The 16,126-nt window shown below is 60.2% G+C and carries 15 protein-coding genes; 9 read left to right on the forward strand and 6 right to left on the reverse strand.

Annotated features, from left to right (window positions below; genetic code table 11):
* Window positions 1-63: 63 nt before the first annotated feature.
* The 4 genes from ACK9YZ_RS21700 to ACK9YZ_RS21715 all read right to left on the reverse strand — a co-directional run bounded on the left by ACK9YZ_RS21700 (window position 64) and on the right by ACK9YZ_RS21715 (window position 3,326).
* On the reverse strand, window positions 64-1,080 hold the full coding sequence (locus ACK9YZ_RS21700; RefSeq protein WP_416065123.1) for a glucokinase: 1,017 nt from the start codon (window positions 1,078-1,080) through the stop codon (window positions 64-66).
* Window positions 1,081-1,108: 28 nt separating this feature from the next.
* Window positions 1,109-1,489, reverse strand: a complete 381-nt coding sequence (locus ACK9YZ_RS21705; RefSeq protein WP_216756558.1) for a methylglyoxal synthase — start codon at window positions 1,487-1,489, stop codon at window positions 1,109-1,111.
* Window positions 1,490-1,593: 104 nt separating this feature from the next.
* Entirely contained in the window at window positions 1,594-2,661 is a 1,068-nt protein-coding gene (mepA, locus tag ACK9YZ_RS21710; protein WP_416065124.1) for a penicillin-insensitive murein endopeptidase, read from the reverse strand.
* A gap of 92 nt (window positions 2,662-2,753) precedes the next feature.
* Window positions 2,754-3,326 carry a hydrolase gene (locus ACK9YZ_RS21715; RefSeq protein ID WP_416065125.1) on the reverse strand — a complete coding sequence of 191 codons (573 nt, stop codon included), beginning with the start codon at window positions 3,324-3,326 and terminating at the stop codon, window positions 2,754-2,756.
* 40 nt (window positions 3,327-3,366) lie between these two features.
* Here ACK9YZ_RS21715 and ACK9YZ_RS21720 point away from each other — a divergent pair, with 40 nt between their 5' ends.
* The 8 genes from ACK9YZ_RS21720 (at window position 3,367) to pncB (ending at window position 12,798) form a co-directional block, all read left to right on the forward strand.
* The gene (locus tag ACK9YZ_RS21720) at window positions 3,367-4,002 is read left to right on the forward strand and encodes a TetR/AcrR family transcriptional regulator (protein ID WP_416065126.1); all 636 of its coding nucleotides are present in this window, start codon (window positions 3,367-3,369) and stop codon (window positions 4,000-4,002) included.
* A gap of 106 nt (window positions 4,003-4,108) precedes the next feature.
* A complete protein-coding gene (locus ACK9YZ_RS21725; protein WP_416065127.1) occupies window positions 4,109-5,941 on the forward strand; it encodes an extracellular solute-binding protein in 1,833 nt (610 codons plus the stop codon).
* Between the two features lie 150 nt (window positions 5,942-6,091).
* Window positions 6,092-7,180 carry a microcin C ABC transporter permease YejB gene (locus ACK9YZ_RS21730; RefSeq protein ID WP_416065128.1) on the forward strand — a complete coding sequence of 363 codons (1,089 nt, stop codon included), beginning with the start codon at window positions 6,092-6,094 and terminating at the stop codon, window positions 7,178-7,180.
* Window positions 7,180-8,325, forward strand: coding sequence for an ABC transporter permease (locus tag ACK9YZ_RS21735; protein ID WP_416065129.1), 1,146 nt, complete (start codon window positions 7,180-7,182; stop codon window positions 8,323-8,325). The genes ACK9YZ_RS21730 and ACK9YZ_RS21735 overlap by 1 nt, the downstream gene beginning before the upstream one ends.
* The gene (locus tag ACK9YZ_RS21740) at window positions 8,322-9,950 is read left to right on the forward strand and encodes an ABC transporter ATP-binding protein (protein ID WP_416065130.1); all 1,629 of its coding nucleotides are present in this window, start codon (window positions 8,322-8,324) and stop codon (window positions 9,948-9,950) included. Before ACK9YZ_RS21735 ends, ACK9YZ_RS21740 begins: the two co-directional genes overlap by 4 nt.
* A 24-nt stretch (window positions 9,951-9,974) precedes the next feature.
* Window positions 9,975-10,934: a 2-hydroxyacid dehydrogenase gene (locus tag ACK9YZ_RS21745; protein ID WP_416065131.1), complete on the forward strand. Its 960-nt coding sequence runs from the start codon at window positions 9,975-9,977 to the stop codon at window positions 10,932-10,934.
* Window positions 10,935-11,021: 87 nt separating this feature from the next.
* Window positions 11,022-11,315, forward strand: coding sequence for a hypothetical protein (locus ACK9YZ_RS21750; protein ID WP_416065132.1), 294 nt, complete (start codon window positions 11,022-11,024; stop codon window positions 11,313-11,315).
* A gap of 178 nt (window positions 11,316-11,493) precedes the next feature.
* Window positions 11,494-12,798, forward strand: a complete 1,305-nt coding sequence (gene pncB / locus ACK9YZ_RS21755) for a nicotinate phosphoribosyltransferase (protein ID WP_216756571.1) — start codon at window positions 11,494-11,496, stop codon at window positions 12,796-12,798.
* A gap of 1 nt (window position 12,799) precedes the next feature.
* Here pncB and ACK9YZ_RS21760 read toward each other — a convergent pair whose 3' ends face one another.
* A complete protein-coding gene (locus tag ACK9YZ_RS21760) occupies window positions 12,800-13,780 on the reverse strand; it encodes a DUF72 domain-containing protein (protein ID WP_416065133.1) in 981 nt (326 codons plus the stop codon).
* Between the two features lie 489 nt (window positions 13,781-14,269).
* Between ACK9YZ_RS21760 and ACK9YZ_RS21765 the strand changes: the two genes are divergently transcribed.
* Complete coding sequence (locus tag ACK9YZ_RS21765; protein ID WP_216756573.1) at window positions 14,270-15,073, forward strand: methyltransferase, TIGR04325 family; 804 nt, start codon at window positions 14,270-14,272, stop codon at window positions 15,071-15,073.
* 51 nt (window positions 15,074-15,124) lie between these two features.
* Here ACK9YZ_RS21765 and ACK9YZ_RS21770 read toward each other — a convergent pair.
* Window positions 15,125-16,071, reverse strand: a protein-coding gene (locus tag ACK9YZ_RS21770) for an IS630 family transposase (RefSeq protein ID WP_416064054.1) whose coding sequence is annotated in 2 segments (ribosomal slippage) — window positions 15,125-15,730 and window positions 15,733-16,071 — 945 coding nt in all. Because the reading frame shifts where the segments join, the coding sequence is not laid out codon by codon here.
* Window positions 16,072-16,126 lie beyond the last annotated feature (55 nt).

A 16,126-nucleotide genomic window follows, 5' to 3' on the forward strand; every position in this document is an offset into this window, starting at 1 on the left:
GCGCCGTGCGTCCCATGGGGGCGCACAAAGGCCGCTCTAACGCCTTGAAACCATGCTTCAGGCTCAGGCCAGCCAGCGCCGTCCATCCGTCGAAAGGCCGAAGTTTGCAGGCATCCGCGCATAGGAAGAAAGCCCGGCAAGAGCAGCCAGCGGATGCGTCACGACATAGGTCGGGATCGTGCGCAGCAGGGCCGAATGCGGCGCTTTGTCCTCGAAGGCTGCCCGGAATTCCGGCTTTTTCAGCGCCGGAAGGATCTTCTGCGAGATGCCGCCGGAGAGATAGACGCCGCCGCGGGCCATGAACACCAGTGCCATGTCGCCCGCCACGCGGCCGAGATAGGTCGCAAACAGCGAGACGGTTTCGACGGCGACCTTATCGCTGCCGGCAAGCGCATGCGAGGTGATGTCCGCCGGGTCGCTCATTTCAGGCTCGACGCCATCTGCCGCACAGATGGCGCGGTAGAGGTTGACGATGCCGCGCCCGCAGAGGATCTGCTCGGCCGAAATGCGGCCCTCGATCGTTTCGACATACGGGAAGATTTCATAGTCGCGTTTGCTGCGCGGCCCGAGATCGACATGCCCGCCTTCGCCGGGAACCGGAATCCAGGTCGACTGGGTGTGAACCAGACCGCCGACGCCAAGGCCGGTGCCGGGTCCGAGCACGACGCGGGACGCCACCATATCGCCCGAGACATTGCCGATGCGCTCGCGGTTTTCGTCGGAGAGTGCCGCGATCGCCAGCGCCTGTGCTTCAAAGTCGTTGACGACGAGTACGTCGACGAGGCCGAGGCCCTCGATCATCCTCTTCGGCCGCACTACCCAGGGGCAGTTGGTCAACGGGATTTCATCCGCCTTGATCGGGCCGGCGACGGCCAGGATCGCGGCGCGCGGCTGTACGGAGGTCTTGTCCAGCACACCCTTCTGGATCGCTTCGTCGATCGTTGCGTAATCGGCCGTGCGGACATTGGGAAACTGCTTCGGCTCCGCATAGGCATCCGTCAGGATGGAGAAGCGGGCATTCGTGCCACCGATGTCGCCGATCAGGATCGGAAAGGGCAAGGGAGTAGAGGATGCAGTCATGGCCGGTTCCGTGCTGTAGCCCGAGGGATCAGGCGTTAAGGGTAGGGAGAAGCTTTTCGGCTGTCGATTCGTTCAGCGCCATCGGAATGTCGTAGACGATCGCAAGCCGCATCAGCGCCTTGACGTCGACATCATGCGGCATTGGCGTCAGCGGGTCCACGAAGAAGATCAGGGCACTGACCTCGCCGGTGGAAATCAGTGCGCCGATCTGCTGATCGCCGCCGAGCGGACCGCTTTTCAGCCTGACAACGTGAAGGTCGGGCGCGGCGTCGAGCACGCGCCCGCCCGTCGTGCCGGTGGCGACGATTTTCCATCGGGAGAGGAGATCCCTGTTACGGCGGGCAAACGCCGCCATGTCGTCCTTCTTCTGGTCATGCGCAATCAATGCGAGGCATTTGTCGCCGGCCATGAACGGGGTTCTCCACGCACGTAATTCAATCGATTTGACCGCTTCTACACCAGGCGTTTGTGATTTGAAAGACAGCCGTCCGCCCCCTGTTTAGCCTGTTCAGCCTATTGCACGACCGGCTTGTCGCTTGGAACCGGGCCGACGGCAGGAAGCGCGCTGCTGGTATCGACAGGTGGTGCGGCCGCCGGGACTGCCGTCAGCGCACTCGCCGCTGAAGGACCGCCATAGGTCCCGGCTTCCGCAGAGGCGATGGACGGCGCGTCGACAACGGCAGAGCAGGCCTTCGGCAGGTCGGAGACCATGACTTCACGCGGCGGCTTCGGCGGCTTTGCACTGGGCTTCGGTGCCGCCCACGGCTCTTTCGTAAACCACCATGCGAGCGACTTGTCGCAGCCGTCGCCGGCTGCCACCGGCGCCTGCCCTGTACAGCCCTTGGCACCAACAGGGCATTTCATGCGGATGTGGAAATGCGAATCGTGCCCGTATTCGGGCCTGAGCTTGCCGAGATTGGTGCGGTCGCCCGTCCAGGTATCGCACATTTTCTTCTTGATCGCCGGGTTGACGAAGATGCGCTCGACCTGCGGATAGCTTGCCGCCAGCATCAGGAGTTCTGCGCGCTGCTTGCTCCACACTTTCGGGTCGACGGTCAGAAATTTGTCTTTCTGCAACATGGTGGTGAAGGGCAGGTCTTCCCGCTCTTCGTAGCTCAGGCGCTGCGAGGGCATGGGTGTAAACCAGACATCGGCATCCAGCCCGATCTGGTGCGAGGCATGGCCGTTGGCCATCGGCCCGCCGCGCGGCTGGGCAATATCGCCGACGAGGATACCCGGCCAGCCGATCCTGGCCCGCGCATCCTGCGAGAATTTTTCCAGAAGCGAAATCATCGCGGGATTGCCCCAGCGCCGGTTGCGCGACAGGCGCATCGCCTGCCAAGTCGCCCCGTCGGCCGGCAGCGCCTCGGCACCCGTCATGCAGCCCTTGGCGTAAAAGCCGATCGGCTGCGCCGGTCCCTGCGTCGGCAATTTCTCGGAACCGAAAATCGCCTTGGCGCTGCCGGGGCTCGGCGTCTTTTGCTGGGCGCCGACATCGCCGGCGACAAGGCTTGCGCCCATTGCGCCGGCGAATGTCAGTTTGCCGAAAGTCCTGAAAGCCTGAGCTAAGCCGAAAGCCATGCGTACCTGCCTGTCGAAGTGATTTGCATCGAATCTACCGTGAAAAGCAATTTTGGTGAATCGATGTTTTGGCAGGCGGCGCGCAAAAGGCCCTAGCCGTTGGACAGAATCTCGGCCGTTTTGCGCACCCGCGAAAGCCGCGGCAGGATACGCTCACAAGCAAGAGAATGCATGTCGGCGGTGAAGGTGCTCATCGCGTCCTCGACGGCGATGACGGCGTAATTATGGGCATACGCGTCGCGGATCGTCGCTTCGACGCCGAAATTCGTGGCGATACCGGTGAGGATCACGGTCGTAATGCCGCGGCGGCGCAGCTGCAAATCCATCTCCGTGCCATAAAAAGCGCTCCATTGATGTTTGACGATGTGGACATCGACCTCGAGCGCAGCAATTTCCGAAGGAACCGCAAGCGCGGCTGTCGGAAGGCCGCCTTCGGGGAAAACCGCCGGCTCGTCCACCGGCTGGTTGACAGCATCGGCATAGTCCGGGGAGAATCCGACTGTAACGAGGATCACCGTGCCGCCTTCGGACTTCAGCTTTTTGGCGATCGCGGCGGTATTCTCGATCACCTGCTGGGCGGAATGGGGCGCAAGCTGCCGGCTGACGATGAAGCCTTGCAGGTCGATGGAAATGAGTGCCGTGGTCTTTGGATCGTAGAGTGACATGGGAAGCTCCAGGGAAGGAAAATATGAGGGTGTCCTCACAATGACAAATGCGAGGATAGCCTCACAAAAATCAAGCCCTGAACCACAAACCCGTGTGCCAAAACGTCAGCGCGGCCATGAGCGCGTCGCTGTTCTCCTCGAAGCGGCGGCTCGGGTTTTTCTCGAAAAGGGCTACGATGCCGCGACCATGACGGAGATTGCCGCAGCCGCCAATTCCTCGATCGGTTCGCTCTATCAGTTCTTTCCGACCAAACTTCTGCTTGCCGAAGCGCTGCACATCGACCGCCTGCAACAGCTGAACGGCGCCCTTGCCGAACTCGCGGAGAAGACCCGCGGCAGGAGTGCTGCCGAGATCGGCGATGCGATTTTTACGCGGTTCGGCCGCTTCATCGAGGATCATCCGGAGTTTCCCGCTCTCGCCGCGCGCCGCGATGTGCCCAAGGAGCGCAAGGCGAAATCGCGTGCGGAGCTTCGCGCCAGCATCACTGCACTCCTGAAGAATGCTGAACCGTCGGTCGAGCGCGATGTCGATCTCCTCGGCGCCCTCGTCCTGGAGCTTCTGCGCATCGTCGTCGCAGCCGCCAACGATCCCGATGGCTCGGGTGATCCGCGGCTGGTCGGGGAGCTGCGACGCATGTTGCGCAAGCGTCTCGAGGAAGTGACGCCCTGCACGTGAGCGATCAGGTCAAAATTTCGCGAGCCCGGTAAAAAACAAAGTCTTTCCTGTTTTTCGCCTGCATTTCTCGTATTGTCGGAGAAGGCTAATAACAGGGGAAGAATGAATGGTGGCTTCGTGGTCGAAAATCAGCGTGCTGGTAGGATTTCTGGGCGCGCTTATACCTGCGGCTGTATTGGCTCAGGATCAGCAGTTCCAGATTGGCAGCTCGGTCATCAGCGAGATGAAGTACAAGCCGGGCTTTACCCATTTCGACTACGTCAATCCCGATGCCCCGAAAGGCGGTGACTTGCGCCTGTCTTCCAGCGGCACTTTCGACACCTTCAATCCTTTGCTGGCCAAGGGCCAGACGGCGGTAGGCCTGTCGCTGGTTTACGACACCCTGCTGAAGCCCGCCGATGATGAACTCCTCGTCTCTTATGGCCTGCTTGCTGAAGGTCTCTCCTACCCGCCCGACGTCTCGAGCGCGACCTTTCGCCTTCGCAACGAAGCGAAATGGGCTGATGGCCAGCCGGTCACGCCCGAAGACGTGATTTTCAGCTTCGACAAGACCAAGGAGCTGAACCCGCTTGCCGGTAACTACTACCATCACGTGGTCAAGGCCGAGAAGACGGGCGAGCGGGACGTTACATTCACCTTCGACGAGAAGAACAATCGCGAGCTTCCAAACATTCTCGGCCAACTGGTGATTGTGCCGAAACATTGGTGGGAAGCACCGGGACCGGATGGCAAGCCGCGAGACATTTCGAAGACCACGCTTGAGCCCGTCATGGGTTCGGGGCCGTACAAGATTGCCGCCTTCTCGGCTGGTGCGACGATCCGCTACGAATTGCGGGATAATTATTGGGGCAAAGACCTCAATGTGAATGTCGGCCAGAACAATTTCCGCAACATTCTCTACACCTATTATGGCGATCGGGACGTCGAGTTCGAAGCGTTTCGGGCCGGTAACAGCGATTACTGGCAGGAGACTTTTGCTGCGCGTTGGGCAACGGGATATGATTTCCCCGCCGTGAAGGAAGGGCGCATCAAGAAGGAAGAAGTCACCAATCCCCTGCGTTCCACTGGCATCATGCAGGCGCTGGTGCCGAATATGCGGCGCGACATCTTCAAGGACCAGCGGGTGCGCGAGGCGTTGAACTACGGTTTCGATTTCGAGGAATTGAACCGCACCGTCGCCTTCAACAGCTACAAGCGCATCGACAGCTACTTCTGGAACACCGATCTTGCCTCATCCGGCCTCCCGCAGGGCAGGGAACTTGAAATTCTTCAGGGCCTGAAGGATCAGGTTCCCGCGGATATCTTCACGACCCCCTACAGCAATCCCGTTGGTGGGGATCCGCAGAAGAGCCGCGACAACCTTCGCAAGGCGATCTCCCTTCTGAAGGAAGCCGGCTGGGAGCTGAAGGGCAATCGCATGGTCAATGCCAAGAGCGGCCAGCCGATGAGTTTCGAGATATTGTTGTCGAGTCCCGTGCTTGAGCGCTGGGCGGTGCCCTATGCCACCAATCTGAAGAAGATCGGCATCGATGCGCGGGTCCGCACAGTCGATGCCGCGCAATATACCAACCGCGCGCGCAGCTTCGATTACGATATGATCTGGAATGTCTGGGCTCAAACTGTGAACCCCGGCAACGAGCAGGCCGACTACTGGGGATCGGGTTCCGCCAATCAGCAGGGCTCGCGCAACTATGCCGGCATCGCCAACCCGGCCATCGATGCGCTCGTTCGCATGATTATCTTCGCCCCCAATCGAGATGAGCAGGTTGCCGCCATCAAGGCCATGGACCGCGTGCTGCTCGCCAATCACTATGTCATTCCGTTGTTCTACCGCGACACCTATTCGATTGCTTATTGGAACACCGTGACACGTCCGGCAGAGTTTCCGGCATACAGCCTCGGCTTCCCCGATGCCTGGTGGTCCACTTCGGCGAAATGAGCAGACTTGCAATGCGAAGAGGCCTGCGCTCCAAATGGCATCGGCGAATCATGAAACGGCCGGCACATGCCGGCAAGGGAAGGCTGGCAGATTGAACGGCAATAGACTGGACGGCGTGCAGGCGAAGATATCCCCCGAGGCTCGATACTGATGGGGGGCTATATCCTTCGCCGCCTGCTCCTGATGATCCCGACGATCGTCGGCATCATGGCAATTTCCTTCATCGTCGTGCAGTTCGCCCCCGGCGGTCCGGTCGAGCAAGTGATTTCCCAGTTGACTGGCCAAGCCGACAGCGCCGACCAGCGCCTTTCCGGCGGCGGTGATCTCCTTGGTGGCGGCGGCGGCGAGGAAGGCTCGAAATATCGCGGCGCCCAGGGCCTCGATCCCGAACTGATCGCCAAGCTCGAAAAACAGTTCGGTTTCGACAAGCCGCCGCTGACCCGCTTCGGCGAAATGATGTGGAATTACATCCGCTTCGATTTCGGCGAGAGCTTCTTCCGCAACACGACCGTGCTCAATCTCATCAAGGAGAAGCTGCCGGTCTCGATCTCGCTCGGCATCTGGATCCTGATCTTTTCCTACGCCATCTCCATTCCGCTCGGCATCCGCAAGGCGGTCAAGGACGGCTCCTCCTTCGATGTCTGGACGTCAGGCGTCATCATCGTCGGTTATGCCGTGCCGAGCTTCCTGTTCGGCATCCTGCTGATCGTGCTGTTCGCCGGCGGTTCCTTCTATGACTGGTTTCCGCTGCGCGGCCTGGTCTCGGATAATTTCGACCAGCTTGCCTGGTGGCAGAAACCGCTCGATTATTTCTGGCATCTCACGCTGCCGCTGATCTCGCTGTCGCTGGCATCCTTCGCCACGACGACGCTTCTGACCAAGAATTCCTTCATCGACGAGATCAAGAAGCAATATGTCGTCACCGCGCGCGCCAAGGGCCTGAATGAACGGCAGGTGCTCTATGGTCACGTTTTCCGAAATGCCATGCTGATCGTCATTGCAAGCTTCCCAAGCGCCTTCATCTCCGCCTTCTTCACCGGTTCGCTGCTGATCGAGAATATCTTCTCGCTCGATGGCCTTGGCCGCCTCGGCTACCTCTCGGTCGTCAACCGCGACTATCCGATCGTCTTTGCGACGCTTTATATCTTCTCGCTGCTCGGCCTCTTCGTCGGCCTGATCTCCGACCTGATCTACACCTGGATCGATCCGCGCATCGATTTCGAGCGGAGGGACGTCTGATGGATGTCGCCGCAAACCCGACGACAGCGCCCGTCCGTCCTCCACGGAAAGGTCTGCTGTCGCCGACCAACATCCGCCGTTGGCGGAATTTCAAGGCCAACAGGCGCGGTTACTGGTCGCTCTGGCTGTTTCTCGTCCTCTTCGTGCTCAGCTTGCTTGCCGAGTTCATCGCCAACGACAAGCCGATCATCGCCTCCTACAAGGGCGAGATCCTTTTCCCTGTCGTCATCGATTATCCCGAAGAGAAGTTCGGCGGCTTCCTCGCCGAGACGGACTACCGCTCCTCCGTCATATCGGATGAGATCAATGCCAATGGCTGGATGATCTGGCCGCCGATCCGCTATTCCTACCAGTCGGTCAATTCCAACATCCCGCATTCGGCCCCGACCCCGCCCTTCTGGCTGATGTCGAAGGAGGAGCGCTGCTCGGCCTATCCGCAAGGCATCGACGATCCCGGCTGCAGGCTCGGCAATCTCAACTGGCTCGGCACCGACGATCAGGCCCGCGACGTTCTTGCCCGCGTCATCTATGGCTTCCGCATTTCCGTTCTCTTCGGCCTGGTGCTCACCATCTGCTCGGCCGTCATCGGTGTGACGGCCGGTGCCATCCAGGGCTATTTCGGCGGCTGGACGGATCTTCTCTTCCAGCGTTTCATCGAGATCTGGTCCTCGATGCCGGTGCTCTACATCCTGCTCATCATCGCCGCCATCCTGCCGCCCGGCTTCTTCGTGCTGCTCGGCATCATGCTGCTCTTCTCCTGGGTGGGCTTCGTCGGCGTCGTGCGCGCCGAATTCCTGCGTGCCCGCAATTTCGAGTATGTCCGGGCCGCCCGGGCGCTCGGCGTCAACAACCACACCATCATGTGGCGGCATATGCTGCCGAATGCGATGGTCGCGACGCTGACCTTCCTGCCCTTCATCCTCTCGGGCTCGATCACCACCCTGACCTCGCTCGACTTCCTGGGCTTTGGCATGCCGCCGGGCTCTCCTTCGCTCGGCGAGCTGATCGCCCAGGGCAAGGCCAATCTTCAGGCGCCATGGCTCGGGCTGACGGCTTTCTTCACCATGTCGATCATGCTCTCGCTGCTGATCTTCATCGGCGAGGCGGTGCGCGATGCCTTCGATCCGAGAAAGACGTTCCAATGAGTGAAACACTCCTCTCCGTCCGCGATCTCTCGGTCGCCTTCCACCAGGGCGGCGAAACGTCGCTTGCCGTCGACCGCATCTCCTTCGATATCGGGAAGGGCGAGGTCGTCGCGCTCGTCGGCGAATCCGGTTCCGGCAAGTCGGTCTCAGCCAATTCGGTGCTGCGGCTTCTGCCCTATCCCTCGGCAAGTCATCCTGGCGGCGAGATCTTCTTCAAGGGCAAGGATCTCTTGAAGGCCTCCGACCGCGACCTGCGTGAAGTGCGCGGCAACGACATCACCATGATCTTCCAAGAGCCGATGACATCGCTCAATCCGCTCCACACGATCGAAAAGCAGATTGCCGAAATCCTGGCGTTGCATCAGGGCCTGACCGGGGAGGCGGCGCGCACCCGCGTGCTGGAACTCTTGAACCAGGTTGGCATCCGCGAGCCGGAAAAACGGCTGAAAGCCTATCCGCATGAACTCTCTGGCGGCCAGCGTCAGCGTGTGATGATCGCGATGGCGCTCGCCAACCGTCCGGAGCTTCTGATCGCCGACGAACCAACCACCGCCCTCGACGTCACGGTCCAGGCGCAGATCCTCGAACTCCTGCGCAAGCTGAAGGGCGAGCATGGCATGTCCATGCTCTTCATCACCCACGACCTCGGCATCGTGCGCAAATTTGCCGACCGCGTCTGCGTCATGACCAAGGGCAAGATCGTCGAGACCGGGCCGGTGGAAGAGGTCTTCACCAGTCCGCAGCACGAATACACCCGCCACCTGCTCGCCTCAGAGCCGCGCGGCGAACCGCCGGTGACAGACCCCTCCAAGCCGGTTGTCATGGAAGGCAATGACATCAAGGTCTGGTTCCCGATCAAGGCCGGTTTCATGCGCAAGGTCGTCGATCACGTGAAGGCCGTCGATGGCATCGATTTGACGCTCAGGGCCGGGCAGACGCTCGGCGTCGTCGGCGAATCCGGCTCCGGCAAGACCACGCTCGGGCTGGCGCTGACGCGTCTCATCTCCTCGAAAGGGCGCATCTCCTTCGTCGGAAAAGATATAGCGAGCTATTCATTCACGGATATGCGGCCGCTGCGCAACCAGCTTCAGGTCGTCTTCCAGGATCCCTATGGTTCGCTGAGCCCGCGCATGTCGGTCGGGGATATCGTCGCCGAAGGCCTGAAAGTGCATGAGCGGTCTCTCTCCGCCGAGGAGCGCGACCAGCGCGTCTGCTGGGCGCTCGAAGAAGTCGGCCTCGATCCGCTCACCCGCTGGCGTTTCCCGCATGAATTCTCCGGCGGCCAGCGCCAGCGCATCGCAATTGCCCGTGCCATGGTCTTGAAGCCGCGCTTCGTCATGCTCGACGAGCCAACCTCGGCGCTCGACATGAGCGTGCAGGCGCAGGTCGTGGACCTCTTGCGCGACCTGCAGAAGAAGCACGATCTCGCCTATCTCTTCATCAGCCACGACCTGAGGGTGGTCAAGGCGCTCGCCAATGATGTCATCGTCATGCGTTTCGGCAAGGTCGTGGAGCAGGGGCCGTCATCGGAGATTTTCCGCGCGCCCAGAGATGATTATACCAAAGCGCTGATGGCAGCCGCCTTCAATATCGAGGCGGTGCCGACACCAGCAGTTCAGCAATAAAAACTGCCAGCCGTAAAGAAGATCATGTCATCAAGGCCTCCCATTCTCGTCGACCTCAAGTTCGATCCCGAAAGCACCGCCCGCATCCTGAAGACCGCCTTTGCCGATCGCGGCAGCATCAATGCCGCCGATCCCGCCAGCAAGGGGCTCGACCTGACAGGCGTGGACTATGCGCTGCTCTGGAAGCCGGATGCCGATATCTTCCAGCGCGCGCCGAACCTGAAGGTACTCTTTTCCGGCGGCGCCGGGGTCGACAGCATCCTGTCCATTGCCGATCTGCCTGACATTCCGATCGTCCGTTTCGTCGATCGCAGCCTGACGACGCGCATGAGCGAATGGGTAGTCATGCAGTGCCTCATGCATCTGCGCCTGCAGCGCGAGCATGACCGGCATCAGCGCGACCGTGTCTGGGGCAAGCGCGTCCCGCCGGAAGCCGCCGAAGTGACGGTCGGTGTCATGGGTCTCGGCATTCTCGGCCAGGATGCCGCCACCAAGCTGCGCGTTATGGGTTTCAATGTGATCGGCTGGTCGCGCTCGAAGAAGCAGGTGGACGGCATCGAAACATTCGGCGGTTCGGAATTCGATACGTTCCTGTCGAAGACCGATATCGTCGTCGGACTGCTGCCGCTGACGCCTGACACCACGGGTCTCTACGACAAGGCCTTCTTCGCCAAGCTTCGCCAGGGCGGCGCGCTCGGCAAGCCGGTCTTCATCAATGCGGGTCGCGGCAAGAGCCAGATCCAGGCCGATATCGTCGCCTCGATTGAAAGCGGCGTGCTCGGCGGTGCCTCGCTCGATGTCTTCGAGGTCGAACCGCTGCCGGCGGATGATCCGCTTTGGCATCTGGAGAACGTCTTCATCACGCCGCATGACGCCGCGACTTCCGAAGAGAATGCGCTCTTCCGTCATGTCGAGAGCCAGATAGCCCGCTTCGAACGCGGCGAGCCGCTGCAGTTCGTCGTCGATCGCAAAACGGGATACTGACCTCTTTCGGAACCATCCACCATCGCTTCTCGTTTCTTTCCAGAAGCACTGCAGGCTTGGCTTGCGGTTTACCGGAAGGAGACGATCATGGCGCATATGGGAACGCGTTGGGGAAAGTCCGATCAGAAGCTTCATGAAGGAGCTCAGGTTTCGTCGCTCAAGGCCAGGCAGGGTCGCATGGGCTATCGCATCCTGGCCGTGCTGATTGCCGCGCTGGTACTGGCTTTTCTCATATGGATTCCAGTCGAGATCTGGGGCCAGAAGGAAGCAGATGACGTTGCCCCGCAGCAGCCCGGTCAAGAGATGCAGTCGCAGGTTCCGGAATCCCAGCAGCAGAATGGCGGCGCTTCCCCAAGTCAGCCCGCTGCACCGGCACAATAGCGATCCGATAGCTGGCATTTAAATGACGTCCCGCAGCCATTCCCGCTACGGGACGTTGCCTGTTGTTTTTTCTGGACTTTGCCGATCTATTTTTCGATAAGAAGGCGCACGAGCCGGTTTCGTGCGCCGGCTGCAAGACGGCCGCACCTGACCGGATTGACGGACAGGCAGGAGCTTCATGGCCAGGACCGATATCGCAAGGCGCGTCTATAATCATACCTGGAAACTCGATCCGATCGTGCGCAGTCTGATCGATACGGATTTCTACAAGCTCCTGATGCTGCAGATGATCTGGAAGCTCTATCCCGACGTCAATGCCTCCTTCACCCTCATCAACCGCACCAAACGCGTGCGCCTCGCAGAACAGATCGACGAGGGCGAACTGCGCGAGCAGCTCGATCATGCGCGCACGCTGAGGCTCGCCAAGAAGGAGATGATCTGGCTTGCCGGTAACAGCTTCTATGGCCGCGCCCAGATCTTCGAGCCCGAATTCCTGGCCTGGCTCTCCAATTTCCAGTTGCCGGAATACGAGCTTTCCAAGAAGGACGGGCAATATGTGCTCGATTTCCATGGGTCGTGGAAGGAAACGACGATGTGGGAAATCCCCGCGCTCGCCATCATCAACGAGATGCGCTCGCGCGCAGCCATGAAGGCGATGGGGCCTTTCACGCTCGATGTTCTCTATGCCCGCGCCAAGGCCAAGATGTGGGCCAAGGTGGAAAAGCTTAAGGAATTGCCGGGCCTGCGTATTTCCGATTTCGGCACCCGCCGCCGCCACAGCTTTCTCTGGCAGCGCTGGTGCGTGGAAGCGCTGAAGGAAGGCATCGGCCCAGCCTTTACTGGCACCAGCAATGTATTGCTGGCTATGGATTCCGATCTCGAAGCCGTTGGCACCAATGCCCACGAGCTGCCGATGGTCGCCGCAGCGCTTGCAGAGACGGACGAGCAGCTCAAGAACGCGCCCTACAAGGTGCTGCGCGACTGGAACAAGCTCTACGGCGGCAACCTGCTGATCGTGCTGCCGGACGCCTTCGGAACCGCCGCCTTCCTGCGCGATGCGCCGGAATGGGTGGCCGACTGGACCGGCTTCCGCCCGGACAGCGCCCCGCCGATCGAAGGCGGAGAAAAGATCATCGACTGGTGGAAGAAGATGGGCCGCGACCCCCGCCAGAAGCTTCTGATCTTCTCCGACGGTCTCGATGTCGATGCGATCATCGACACCTACAGGCATTTCGAGGGCCGTGTCCGCATGAGCTTCGGCTGGGGCACAAACCTGACGAATGATTTCGCCGGCTGCGCGCCGAACGACAGTTCCGACTTCCTGCCGATTTCGATCGTCTGCAAGGTGAGCGACGCCAATGGCCGCCCGGCGGTCAAGCTCTCGGACAATCCGCAAAAGGCGACCGGCGAACCGGCCGAGGTTGAGCGCTACCTTCAATTCTTCGGCACCGAGGATCGCACCGATCAGGCCGTGCTGGTCTAAATCAGGGTCCTGACCGCAACGCCGGCCAGTGCTGGCGCGGCTCCTCGACCACCGTCCTGCCGCCACGGCGTGTCGGTTTGACGGCAACACTGTCATCCGGCGGCAGCGCGACGCCGAGCTTCCCGGCGAGCGAACGGGCATCGGTGGGCGCGCGTACCTTCACGTCATTGTCGAAATAGACATAGACATCGCGGCCCTTGGCCGAGCGTTTCAGCGGCGGCTCGACGCGTTTCGCATCATCGGGCTCGATCCCATGCGTCCAGGCATCGATGCGTGCAGCCCAGCGAACAAGCGCTTCTTCATCATAGCCACTGACATAAAGCTGCTCGGACCCATGCAGGCGGCAATAGACGAAATCCGCCGTCACATCCATCAGCAGCGGCCATTCCACCGTATCGGCAACCACCAGCCCCACCTTGTGTTTGCGCAGCAGTTCGATGAACTCAGGCGTGCAGAAACTATCATGACGGATTTCCAGCGCATGACGCATCGGCTGCGTCCTCTCGCTCGTCGTCCAGGCGCGGCCGTCGAGCCGTTCGTCGTGCCGTTCCGCCATATCGGCCGCAGCATCCGTATCCCTTGGCAGCATTGCCAGAAAATGGTCGAAGAGCTCGGCATCGAATTTCTGCCTTGGCGGAAATTGCCAGAGGATCGGCCCTAATTTCGGCCCCAGTCGCAGCAGGCCCGAGGCGAGGAAATTGGCAAGCGGCGTCTCGACGCCTCGCAGCCGTTTGAGATGGGTGATGTAGCGCGAGCCCTTCACCGAAAAGACGAATCCGTCAGGCGTTTCATCGCGCCAACCGGCGAAAGCATCCGGCTTCTGCAGCCCATAAAACGTGCCGTTGATCTCGATGGAGGGAAACTGCCGCGAGGCAAAGGCAAGCTCGCTCTTCCTGGTCAGTCCCTCGGGATAGAAGACACCGCGCCAGGGCGTATAGGTCCATCCCGATATGCCGATGCGGATCGTGCCTGTCTTTGCCATGGAAAGGGAACGGTGCCGGTGCGTTCTTGTTCCCAAATGAAAAAAGCGTCGCCTGGCCGGCAGCGGCTCGCATCGTCGTCAGCAAATATCAGCCGGTCGGCTTCGCCGCTCCCCTCATGCTGACGGGCTCTGTGATTATATCCTTGCTAAGGTCCGACCGTATCCGCGCGGCAAATGTTCGCCTGCAGACGGCGGGCCGTTACGGCGGCGGGGCGCGGCCTTTTGCTGAAATGACAGGTCGTCCGGGAGCACTGAAATTTTGACATCTCGCGCAGCCTCCACGAATGCCTTGCGAACCGGTCTTCGCGGGCCTGCCCCTCCGATGCGGTCAGGCGTTGCGCGAGTGCGCAATGCTGCTTAGTGCGCCTCCGCACCGCCCTATCATCTCCTGCTGAGTAACATAGTTATATTATTATATCAGAATAATCTGATTGACATCTTTCTGCGTCAACTTCACAAGTTCTTCTACTCTGGGGGAGGATACTTGAATTGTGGAAGGCTCTAGCAAAAGAACTTACACCGCCGGTGGTCCTTCGTGCAGCAAGGAAGCTTCGACGCCGCGCAGATGACGCGGTTGTCGTTCCTCGCGTCGGCTTCTTCGGCAACTATTCCAGCTACGGTGAAGCCTTGGCGGATTGCGACAAAGACTATCAGTCTGACGGTATTCTCGAAGTTACCCGGCAGAATACGAAGAAGGTGAGGGACTCCGGTCGGGTTGACATTTCACCTCACCTGGCGCCGTTTTTCTCCTCGTTCTTCCTGGCGACAGCAGACTTGGGATCGAGCACTACCAGGGTCATCGACTACGGCGGCGCGATGGGTGCACACTATTTCCATGTTCGCAAGCTGCTGCCGAGTAGGTACAAGTTGCGCTGGCGAGTTGTGGATCTTCCGAGAACGTCGCAGGTCGCGAGCGAGGAATTCGCAAGCGACGAACTCTCCTTTGCCGACAAACTGGACGCAAGTGCGCCCGCAGACGTCATCATTGCAAGCGGTGTGTTTCAGGTCCTTGCCGATCCGCATGATGCCATCAGGAGGCTTCTTTCGATCGAAGGGAAACACTTCATCTTCCCGTTGATTCCGATCGCAGAGAGTGACGAAGACCGCCTGACAGTCGAATATGTTTCTCCTTCTCTGGCTGAGATGTCGATCCCTCATTGGTTCTTCTCGCGGGCGTCAATCGAGCAAAGCTTGTCTTCCCGCCGCCAGCTCGCGACCTGGCGTCATGCTGAATATACCAATCCGCTCGACGGAAAGCCGTGCGAGTATTTCGGATATCACCTGGTTCCTTAGCGGAATCCTCCACCGATGCGTTGTTATCATCTGCGCTAGAGCGAGATGATTTTAAGTCCGTTCATATCCGGCTTCCTTGAAGTAGTTTTGGCATTCCTGTGGTGAAACTGTCTTGAGGATGGCTGCGATGGCCTCGTCGATCGCGTGGCGAGTTCTGGCCTGTGCCTCGCGTAGCCAATGCTTGATCTTGGCAAAGAGCTTTTCGATGGGATTGAGGTCAGGGGAGTATTTGGGCAGGAAGAACAGTTTGGCCCCAGCCTTGCGGATCGCGGTGCGGATTGCTTTTGCCTTGTGTGAGCCCAGATTGTCCATCACGACGATATCGTCTGGCTTGAGTTCGGGGACCAGCACCTTTTCCACATAGATCAGGAACCGCTCGCCATTGATCGGGCCGTCGATGATCCATGGCGCGCTGACGCGGTCGGCGCGCAGGGCGGCAATGAACGTCATGGTGTTCCAATGGCCGAAGGGCGCCTGACCGGGCAACCGTTCGCCGCGCGGCGCCCAGCCCCGGAGCGGCGCCATATTCGTCTTCGTCCAGGTTTCATCGATGAAGACGAGGCGGGCCGGATCGACGTGATAGCGATGCTTCAGCCAGCGGTTCCGTCGGGCGGCGACATCGGGCCGCTCGCGCTCGTCGGCGACCATTGTCTTTTTTTATAACTCAACCCTTCATCATGCACGAAGGTCCACACGGAGCGGTAATCGACCTTCAGGCCACGCTCGCCCAGTTCCGCGACCAGCCCGCGCAGGGTAAAAGCCCGTGTGCGGCAGCGCTCGAGCAGCCACTCCCGATGCGTATCGCAAATCGCCCGTGGCTTGTGCCCGCCCATCTGACCGGGGGCTGCGCTGCCCGTCTGGCGAAAGCGCCGCACCCAATCGATCGCGGTGCTGATGCCAATCCCGAAGCGCTTCGCCGCTGCCCGGCAGGACAATCCTTCGCGCGTCACCGCGCCGACAACGCGTTCCCGCAAATCATCGGAAAAAGGTTTTGCCATAAAGACCGGCCTCCTTTACCGGTCTCAATGGTGAATCTGATTTGCGGGAAAAAGG

The organism is Rhizobium sp. ZK1, assembly GCF_047782645.1.
Lineage (GTDB): Bacteria > Pseudomonadota > Alphaproteobacteria > Rhizobiales > Rhizobiaceae > Rhizobium.